The following is a 9,338-nucleotide window of genomic DNA, read 5'->3' on the forward strand; positions in this document are numbered from 1 at the left end:
CCTCAGCCACGGACGTGGCGGCAGCATTTAGCCTTGGGCGTGAGCCCAAGGAATAGCGGCCAAACTGATCTCACAAAGCCCCGGCAGGGGCGACAGAAAACTTCACCCGCCCGGCGAAGCGGGGAGGGTGCTCGATTGATGGCCAGCTTTCCAAGCTGGAACCGCAAACGGTGAACGATATTCATTAGTGGACGCGGTGACCGTTGAAGTACGATCAATCGCGCTGCACGCTAACGGCTTGGAAAGCCGTGCGACAATAGCGGCACTCTGCAATTGCGGATATCGTGTGGAGATGGGCCGCAGGACAAAAATATTGCGAAGGTGCGTCGATTGCTTTGACGCGATCCGCATCACCACTGTACTGGCGTGGTTCTCGGCGATCGTGATTTTATCGACCGGGCTGCTGATCCTAAAACCGTACCCCTTTTATTTTCCGCCAAATTTTGAATTTGGATTCCTACGCGGACGCGAACCGTATTTCCACGGCGTGTACGGAATCGCCTTCTTTTCGCACATCGTCACGACCCCCGTGGTGCTAGTGTTAGGGCTGCTTCAATTGAACCGCCGGATCCGCTCGCGATGGCCAGCGACCCATCGGCGAATCGGCAAAGTCTACGTCGGGCTCGTTCTTGTATGCGTCGCCCCGAGTGGATTGATCATGGCGATGCGTGCTCCGAACGGCTACGGAGCGATCAGCGGTTTCGCCGTGCTGAGCGTCGTGACCTGGATCGCCACGATGCTGGGCTGGAAACGAGCCGTCGGCGGGCGGCTGGATTCACACCTGCGGTGGATGTTTAGAAGTTATCTACTGATCTGCTCTGCGGTGTTGCTGCGTATCTTGGCGATGGTGGCCACCGACCTGCAGCTGACTTCCGCAACAGCCTATCCGATCGCCGCTTGGGCGAGCTGGTTGCCATCGCTTGTGGTGTTCGAAGTGATCACGCATCGAAGAGAACGGATGACGCGTCGAAACAAACAGGCTCAGTCGAACCTAGGGAGTCAACGGTAGCGGGCTGGCGCACAGTTTTGCGTAAGCATCCTTCAACTCTTCGGACGTACCCCCCGCATCCGAAGTCGACAAGACGATCCAAGGACGCGCCTTGCGAATCACCCCTTTCTCTAGAAACTCGCCAAACAAACGCAGGCGAAGTTCATTGTCAGAGGAATGCTTTGCGGTGAAGGGTGCATCGTGTGGCCCCAACAGCACGGCGACCGAAATGTCGTCGGCGGTAGCCTGCGAAATGGGATCGCAACCCGCCGAAGCCGATGCCGCTGTCGCATTGCCGCTGCCATGTGCGACAAGATCGACCGTCGGATGGGTGTCCAGTAACCGCGTTTCAAGCGACAAGATGACCTCGATCACCAACCGGTTGGCGCCCGAGACAATCGGTTTAAAGACTGCTTCGATCGAATACGAGCCCTCTTGCTGAGGAAACAAAACATGCAATTCATCACCGCGGACGAACTGCTCGGCCGCCTGCGGGAACACATCCTCGCCCACCGAGCAAAATTGAACTCGCGAAGGATTGGTGCCTTCTAAACCAAGCTGAATCCCCTGAGGGCCGCCGGTCGCATTGAGCCGCCACGTCGCGTCGGCATCGGACCACGTTGCCAAACCGAGTTCGCCGGTCTTCCACATCAGCTGTTTTTCTTTCGTACTTTTGAGGACAGAGCACAAGGTCAAAGCGGGACACGCCGCTAACACTGCGGCAAGGGATCCATTCTAGCTTAGCGAAACTCAGGCAAGAGTTTCGGACTGCAACGAAAGTCTTGACGACTTCCGCTACGGGGCGGTTGCATGCCGCCAGCGATACACTCGCCTATCCCATCTTTGCAAACAACCGCGACGGACGCGGGTCCGTCGCTAAATGATCGACGCGTTAGAGCTAAGCGTTAGAGTTAAACCAAGTTAGCTGGCGTATTCGGCGCTGAAGAACTCTTTGCTCTCGTCGACGCCTGGTTTGATCGTGCGGCTGCCTTCTTTCCAGTTAGCAGGGCAGACTTCGCCATTCTTCTCGAAGTATTGCAGGGCTTGCGCGATTCGCATCGCTTCATCCACACTGCGTCCGAGCGGCAGATCGTTGACGACTTGGTGACGGACGACGCCGTCTTTGTCGATCAAGAACAATCCACGCAGAGCAACACCAGCGTCGATCAGCACGTCATAGTCGCGTGCGATCTGCTTGTTCAAGTCGGCGATCAACGGATAGTCGGTCTTGCCGATTCCGCCTTCGCTGCGTTTGGTGTTCGTCCATGCCAAGTGAGTGAACTCGCTGTCGACCGAGACGCCAAGCAACTGAACGCCGAGCTTCTCGAACTCCGCCGCACGGTCGCTGAAGGCAATGATTTCAGTCGGGCAAACGAACGTGAAGTCCAAAGGCCAGAAGAACAGGATGACGTACTTACCGCGGTAATCCGACAGCGAAATTTCTTTAAATTCGCCGTTGGGCATAACCGCTTTAGCTGTGAATTCGGGGGCTTGTTGCTGAACCAACACACTCATCGTTTCGCTACCTTCGTTTTGAGATTGCGGCGGATTGGAAATAAAAAGGAAGCAAGGCAGGCTGCTAAGGCACCCACCCGCGTTAAATCCAGAAATTGACTCTCGTCAGGCCGCACAGTTTAGGCTTTCAACCGCCCCATCGAAAGGAGATGCAATCCACGCCCCAACCGCTTTGTTTGTCGAGCGGCAGCAGCGGATGCGAAAGTCGATGGCATGGGGCTCGCCAAGAGCGTTTTGCAAGCCCCCCCCCAAATCATTAAAGCAACCTCAGGGCGAATTAGCTCAGTCGTCGCCGGCGAGCCCTAGTTTCGCCAGCCATTTTCGAGAATGACCTTCTCCGCTCTGGTTTTGCGCGGCATCGCGGCGAAGTCGATCCAATTGCTCGTCGAGATCGGCCAATTTGGTCGCCACCTCTTGCCGCTCGCGAGACAGCTTAGCGCGTTCGAGTGACGCTTCGATTTCCGCTTGGCGGAATTTTTCTTCCCACTGCGTCTGCAGTGTCTGCAGTCGCTGCCGCTCCTCTTGTATCAACTCATCCGCGTCGATCATCTCGGCGATCGCAGCAGCGCCGATCGCCATCCCGCCCGCGGCCGATTGAGGACGTTGTTCGAGCAAATGATTCAGTTCACCAATCTCTTTCTCGAAACGCTCGTTCTGTTGCTGCAAACGTGAAATCTCGGCGGTCAACTCCTCTACAAACGCAACCGGATCGACCTCACACTGTGGCTCGTCCGCTTCGCCAGCATCGCTCAATCGCGACTGAACGGTTTGCGTCAAAAAGGTTTCGGCGTCAAAGCAATCCTCTTCCATCTGACGCAGAATCAACTGTTTCCGCTCTTCCCACGAAAGCGCCTCGGTAAAGTCCGAGGCAGCATCGCTGGTCGATTTACGCACGTTAGCGTTGGCGACTTTTGCCGCTAGGTCGCTGTTTTGACGTTTCAGCTCGCACAACTCGTCTTCGAGCGCCGCAATTTCGTCACGCAGCGACTCGACCGCCGTTTCATGCTGAGCACGATCGATGCCGTCACCGACATCGCTCGCCACCGAATCACGTGGGGCGCCAGCCGCTTCGACCACTTGGCTCTGCAGATCGGCAAAATCGGCCAACAATTGGCGAAGCAACAGACTGTTACCATCGACCGCCTGCAGAATTGCCTGCGACTGCTCGGACGTAGCAACCTCGGACGAAGCCGTCTGCCAATCGCCGGAACCAGCCTCCTGAAATTCGGATTCCGTTAATTCGGATTCAGCCGGTTCGAATCCTGGCAATTCGGATTCCGTTAATTCAGGGGGCTGCCACTCGGATTGCCATTCCGGTTGCGATGATTCAGGCGACAGATCCGATTCAGAGAGTGACGCCTGTTCGAATAAAGACGACTGCTCGGATAAAGACGACTGCTCGAATAAAGACGTTTGCTCGGATAAATCGGTGTCGTCTGGTTCTGCGGCCCGTTCCGATTTGATCTCTATCGACTCGATCTCTATCGATTCGGTGGGCAGCGAATCAGAGCTATTTGATTCGGCTTGTTTTGATTCACGGCGGACGGCTTCGGCGCATGCGACACCACTGGGTATGCATTTTGTCGCGTCACGACGAGCCGCGGCATTATTCGCATGGTGACTGTTTTTCCGTTTTCGAGTCTTCCTGGCCATAGTGGTTGTGTATTTGTTAGCATGCCAGCCGCGTTTCGCTTGCGGGCCGAAGCGGCTAAAATTTCGGTTCGTACGCGGCTGCACATCCAATGAAGATGACAGGTCGTAGCGCACAGAATCTTTCCCCGTACTGATTCCTACGTCGAAACCCTAGGTTTGTCAAAAAGAGACATGGCTAAAAAGAAAACCACCGCATCCGATCCTGCAAATGAAACCGATTCTGCGGAGATCGACTTTGAACAAGCGGTGGGCGAGGTCCAGCGGATCGTCGGCGAGCTGGAAAGCGGCGAATTGGGGTTAAGCGAATCGCTGCAGCACTACGAGCGGGGGATCAAACGGCTTAACCAGTGCCATGGCCTGCTGGCAGACGCCGAACGCAAAGTCACGCTGCTGTCGGGATTCGATGCGGATGGCAACCCGGTCACCGAACCTTTCGAGGGAGCCGACGAGAAGGACGCTGCTCCCGCCAAAGCGGGTCGACGCGGCCGCGGCACCGCCAAGCGGAAACCCGATAACGACGAAGAATTGGGTGGACTGTTCTAATCCCAGCAAGTCCGGCGCGCCCCGTTTTTCTGTGGTGAAACGGCCAGCTCCGGCGAACCGAATCCAACCGACTGCATTAAACTGGATAAGAAACGCAGCAGGCCCCACACGACGCTACGAGCCCTGAAAGTGACGCTGGCAGCGAAAAAAGAGGGCAGAGGGGTGATCCACAATAACGCCGTGCGGTAATTATTGTAGGGTCATCCGCACTGTCATCCCGTCATCCCCCGATCAACCATCCCCCCAAACGGAAACTCAACTTTGAGTTGCAAACCATCTGAGCGAATTTATGGCTAATTATCCCTCTGTAATGGAGGATCTTCGTCCACTGGTCCAGCAAGCGCTTGAAAATGCGTGCGATTTCGGCGATGGTTGCCCCCAACGGCTGGGTGAGGCGATGCGTTATGCGCTGCTGGCCCCCGGAAAACGGCTGCGACCGGCATTGGTCTTGATGGCTTGCGAAGCGTGTGGCGGACAACTCGAGGAAGCGTTGCCGGCGGCGGTTGCCGTCGAAATGATTCACGCCTACTCGCTGGTTCACGACGATTTGCCCGCCATGGACGACGATGATTTGCGTCGTGGCCGGCCCACAGTTCACATTCAATTTGACGAGGCAACAGCGATTTTGGTCGGCGATGCTCTACAGGCCGAGGCGTTTCGCCAGCTCAGCGAGCGGGTCAGCGACCCGTCGCGTGCGATCGCGGCGATTCGTGTGCTCGCCTCGGCCGCTGGTGCCAGCCACCTCGTCGGCGGCCAATCCGACGACTTGTCCGCAGAACGCGGGCAAACGGAACGCGGGCAAACGGAACGCGGGCAAGCGGCTCGGAGCGATACGCCTTCGGATTCAGCGACCCAGGCCGCTTCACCGAGAACCGTCGAACATCTCGAATCGATTCACCGGCGGAAAACCGGCGCCTTATTCTCTGCGTCGCTCGCGATGGGCGCGATCCTGGCGGGAGCAGACGAGAAATCCAAGTCGGTGTTGTCCGATTATGCAGCGGACCTCGGGTTGGCGTTCCAAGTCGTTGACGACTTGCTCGATTACACTGCCAACGAACAAGAACTCGGCAAACGCACAGGAAAAGATGCAGATCGAGGCAAGCTGACGTACCCTGGTCTGTTGGGCATCGAAGCGGCCCGCGACAAAGCGGAACAGCTAGTAAAGTCGGCACGCAACCATGCGACGTTTTTTGGCGAAGCCGGTTGGCGGTTAACGAGTTTGGCTGATTTTGTTTACGAGCGAACCCAGTGATGGATTAACACGTGGTGGATTGACCCCAACAATACCGACACCGTCCCAAATGCATGGATGAATCGCACAATACGTGCTGCGATCGATTGAGCCAGTGCGACAACCGAGTGGATAAAATAATGAGTGAACCTGAACCGACGACCGCCCAACCTTGCAGCCACCCTCTGCTTTCGAGCTTGCCGGATGCGAGCCCGCTGAAGTCGATGTCGCGCGACCAATTGAAAGATGTGGCGAGCGAGATCCGTGATGTGCTCTGCAATCTGTTGGCCACACGAACGGCCCACTTTGCGTCGAACCTCGGCGTGGTCGAACTGTGCATCGCGCTGCACTGCGAATTTGATTTCCGCCACGACCGTTTGATTTGGGATACCGGCCATCAAGTTTATCCGCACAAATTGGTGACCGGCCGTTACCACGATTTCCCCTCGATTCGCACGCGAGGCGGATTGATGGGATACCCCAATCCGGTCGAAAGCGAATACGACTTGTTCATGACCGGTCACGCCGGTTGCAGCGTCAGCACCGCAGTGGGACTCCGCAGCGGTGATGTGCTCTCGGGCAACGCCGACCGGCGCACCGTTGCAGTGATCGGCGACGGTGCTTTTCCAAGCGGCATCGTATTCGAAGCAATGAATAACGCCGGAGAACTCGAAGACGATCTGACGATCATCTTGAACGACAACAAAATGTCGATCTGCCCACGCGTCGGTTCGGTGGCCACGTACCTGGACCGGCTTCGCTCGAATCCCTATTACACTGGTCTAAAGCACGAGGTCACACGACTGCTCGACCACGTGCCGATGTTCGGCGATCCCACCGAACGTCTGCTGGCTCAGATGAAAGAAGGGGTCAAGGCCGGTTTGTTGGGCGGAATGTTGTTCGAAGAATTGAACATCCGTTATGTCGGTCCGATCGATGGACACGACATTCCGATGATGCGGAAATATTTGGCGATGGTTCGCGAAATGAAAGGCCCCGTGCTGCTGCATGTCGTCACCGAAAAAGGACATGGTTACAAACCCGCCGCCGAAGATCCGGTCTTTTTCCATACACCGCCTGCGTTCAAGGACGATCGTGGCAAACCGGTCTCGACCGCGTCCTCGGGTTGCCCTCCGTTCACTTTGCATGCTCGCGATGCAATCCGTCGTCAAATGGCCGACGACAAACGCGTCACGATCATTACCGCTGCGATGTGCCAAGGCAACAAACTCGAACCGATTCGCGAACAGTTTCCCGACCGATTCTTTGACGTCGGTATCTGTGAATCACACGCCGTGGCTTTTGCCGCAGGCCAGTGCAAGAACGGCATGCGACCGATCGTCGATATCTACAGCACGTTTTTGCAACGCAGTTACGACCAAATCTTCCAAGAGGTTGCGCTGCAAGACTTGCCGGTCGTGTTCCTGATGGATCGTGCCGGATTGACGGGTCCCGATGGCCCGACCCACCATGGCATTTTTGATATCGGGTACCTGCGTGTTTTCCCGAACATGGTTGTGATGGCCCCCGGCTATGCGGGCGAAGTCGACTTGATGCTCGCCAAAGCGATCGAGCATGACCACTCGTGCGCCATTCGTTATCCCAAAGCATCGGCACTCGAACTTGATCGCACTCCCGATGAAGTGGTGATTGGAAAGAGCGAGCGGATTCGCGAAGGGCGTGACGGCACGATCGTCGCGTACGGTGCGATGCTCGACCAAGCGCTCGCCGCCGCTGATTTGCTCGCAGACGATCTTGATGTCGGCGTCATCAATGCTCGATTTGTCAAACCGATCGACCGCGAAATGATCCGTGAAACGATGTCGGGCGACAAATTTGTCGTGACTCTAGAAGAACACGTCAAAATGGGCGGCTTTGGTTCTGCGTTCCTGGAAGCGGCGGCCGAAGAACGACTCGACACTCGCAAAATCCATATCCTGGCGCTGCGTGACGAGTTCATCGAACACGGTGATCGCGAAGAATTGCTGGCCGAACATGGGCTCGCCGCCGAACCGATCGCCGCGACCTGCCGTGAAGCCGCCAACCTGCAAGCAATCCCGCTACAATAACTGCAACGTCAACGGTGTGAAACGAATCCTGCAGCGGACGTGCTAGTCTGTTTGGCCGCCTGCATGCTAGTCCGCCTGCTCGATTCATTGCATCGCGAATCTGCAGTTCTCGACGTCTTCAGTTGCTTCCTCTTTATCATCTCTCCTCTTCGTCGGGAATTTCCACAGATGCCTGCCAGCCAAGTTGTACATTGGGGCCGGGATGGACATCGTCCCAACGTCGTGATTTTAGGTGCCCCCAATCGAGATCGTGTTCGCACGGAATTACAGCGGCTGAGACCTGTGATTGCCGAAACGGCAAACATCGTTGCCGAAGACCTCGATTTCACTTACGACTTTAATGATCAATTAGTCGACTTGGTGATCGTGCTTGGCGGGGACGGTTCGATCCTGCAGGCGGCGCGGCAAATGGGGATGTCGCAATCGCCGGTATTGGGCATCAATTGTGGGCGACTCGGTTTCCTGGCAGCCCTGTCGCCTGACGACTTTTTGAATGTTTGGCCCGAAGTGATGCGGGGCGGATCCGAGGTGATCGATCACATCATGATCAACATTTCGGTATTGCGCAGCGGCGAGGTGGTCGCCGAACAACTTGCGTTAAACGAGGTCGCGATTCTCCGTGGTGCCCCCTACCGAATCCTCGATATCGATCTGTATGCCGATGGCCATTTGGCGACTCGCTATCGATGTGACGGATTGATCATCGCCACGCCCGTCGGATCGACCGCACACAACCTTTCGGCGGGCGGTCCGATCCTGAGACGAAATCTGCAAGCGATCGTGATCTCGCCGATCAGCCCGCATACGTTGACCTATCGCCCCGTCGTCGATTCCGCCGAAACCGTACTCGAATTGACCGTAACCGAACCACACGATTCCACCAGCGTAGTGGTGGACGGACGTATTTTGAGTGCGTTGCAAGCGGGCGATCGCCTTCGCGTCGAGCGTGCCGATCAAACCTTCAAAATGCTGGAGGTGCCGGGCCAAAACGACTACCGCACGCTGAGAGACAAATTGGGCTGGGGCGGCTCGGTGAACTCTAAAATCGGTGACGATTGAGAACCGATTTCACCCTGCGCGAGAGCGGAACTTGTCAAAAGTTTCGTTCCAACCGAAGGAAGACCGCATCGAAAGTCTTGACGACTTGTTGAATTAATCCAATTGCAAATCGAAATGGTGAGCCGTGGGCCGTAAGGCACCGGGTCGTGCGTGGGACCCGGCCGCTGACGCGTCACGGCTCATAAATCAACAAGCCGTTGACGACGTCCGCTACCGAATTCACCCGCCCAGCGAAGCTGGGAGCGACCGTGTTAAAATTCGGCAATAGCCGCTTATCAAA

8 protein-coding genes are annotated in these 9,338 nt (G+C 56.4%); 5 read left to right on the plus strand and 3 right to left on the minus strand.

Annotated features, from left to right (window positions below; all coding sequences use genetic code 11):
* Positions 1–313 precede the first annotated feature (313 nt).
* The gene (locus ABD971_RS31455) at positions 314–1,009 is read left to right on the plus strand and encodes a DUF2306 domain-containing protein (RefSeq protein ID WP_345327695.1); all 696 of its coding nucleotides are present in this window, start codon (positions 314–316) and stop codon (positions 1,007–1,009) included.
* On the opposite strand, the gene ABD971_RS31460 is transcribed toward ABD971_RS31455, so the two are convergent.
* The 3 genes from ABD971_RS31460 to ABD971_RS31470 all read right to left on the minus strand — a co-directional run bounded on the left by ABD971_RS31460 (position 992) and on the right by ABD971_RS31470 (position 4,156).
* Positions 992–1,639, minus strand: a complete 648-nt coding sequence (locus ABD971_RS31460) for a hypothetical protein (protein WP_345327696.1) — start codon at positions 1,637–1,639, stop codon at positions 992–994. The genes ABD971_RS31455 and ABD971_RS31460 overlap by 18 nt on opposite strands.
* 270 nt (positions 1,640–1,909) lie before the next feature.
* On the minus strand, positions 1,910–2,503 hold the full coding sequence (locus tag ABD971_RS31465; protein ID WP_339945360.1) for a peroxiredoxin: 594 nt from the start codon (positions 2,501–2,503) through the stop codon (positions 1,910–1,912).
* Positions 2,504–2,785: 282 nt separating this feature from the next.
* Positions 2,786–4,156 carry a hypothetical protein gene (locus ABD971_RS31470; protein WP_345327697.1) on the minus strand — a complete coding sequence of 457 codons (1,371 nt, stop codon included), beginning with the start codon at positions 4,154–4,156 and terminating at the stop codon, positions 2,786–2,788.
* A gap of 171 nt (positions 4,157–4,327) precedes the next feature.
* Here ABD971_RS31470 and xseB point away from each other — a divergent pair, with 171 nt between their 5' ends.
* The 4 genes from xseB to ABD971_RS31490 all read left to right on the plus strand — a co-directional run bounded on the left by xseB (position 4,328) and on the right by ABD971_RS31490 (position 9,058).
* On the plus strand, positions 4,328–4,699 hold the full coding sequence (gene xseB, locus ABD971_RS31475; protein WP_345327698.1) for an exodeoxyribonuclease VII small subunit: 372 nt from the start codon (positions 4,328–4,330) through the stop codon (positions 4,697–4,699).
* Positions 4,700–4,988: 289 nt separating this feature from the next.
* On the plus strand, positions 4,989–5,951 hold the full coding sequence (locus tag ABD971_RS31480) for a polyprenyl synthetase family protein (protein WP_345327699.1): 963 nt from the start codon (positions 4,989–4,991) through the stop codon (positions 5,949–5,951).
* Positions 5,952–6,070: 119 nt separating this feature from the next.
* On the plus strand, positions 6,071–7,999 hold the full coding sequence (gene dxs, locus ABD971_RS31485; protein WP_339945368.1) for a 1-deoxy-D-xylulose-5-phosphate synthase: 1,929 nt from the start codon (positions 6,071–6,073) through the stop codon (positions 7,997–7,999).
* 168 nt (positions 8,000–8,167) lie between these two features.
* Positions 8,168–9,058, plus strand: coding sequence for an NAD(+)/NADH kinase (locus ABD971_RS31490; RefSeq protein WP_339945370.1), 891 nt, complete (start codon positions 8,168–8,170; stop codon positions 9,056–9,058).
* The last annotated feature ends 280 nt before the right edge of the window (positions 9,059–9,338 follow it).

Origin of the sequence: Novipirellula rosea (assembly GCF_039541335.1) — a bacterium.
Classification (GTDB): domain Bacteria; phylum Planctomycetota; class Planctomycetia; order Pirellulales; family Pirellulaceae; genus Novipirellula; species Novipirellula rosea.

What these genes read in the sequence shown, in the direction of transcription:
- ABD971_RS31460 (WP_345327696.1), bottom strand. Translation starts at nt 1,639, where the DNA reads ATGTGGAAGACCGGCGAACTCGGTTTGGCAACGTGGTCCGATGCCGAC.
- ABD971_RS31465 (WP_339945360.1), bottom strand. Translation starts at nt 2,503, where the DNA reads ATGAGTGTGTTGGTTCAGCAACAAGCCCCCGAATTCACAGCTAAAGCG.
- ABD971_RS31470 (WP_345327697.1), bottom strand. Translation starts at nt 4,156, where the DNA reads ATGGCCAGGAAGACTCGAAAACGGAAAAACAGTCACCATGCGAATAAT.
- xseB (WP_345327698.1), top strand. Translation starts at nt 4,328, where the DNA reads ATGGCTAAAAAGAAAACCACCGCATCCGATCCTGCAAATGAAACCGAT.
- ABD971_RS31480 (WP_345327699.1), top strand. Translation starts at nt 4,989, where the DNA reads ATGGCTAATTATCCCTCTGTAATGGAGGATCTTCGTCCACTGGTCCAG.
- dxs (WP_339945368.1), top strand. Translation starts at nt 6,071, where the DNA reads ATGAGTGAACCTGAACCGACGACCGCCCAACCTTGCAGCCACCCTCTG.
- ABD971_RS31490 (WP_339945370.1), top strand. Translation starts at nt 8,168, where the DNA reads ATGCCTGCCAGCCAAGTTGTACATTGGGGCCGGGATGGACATCGTCCC.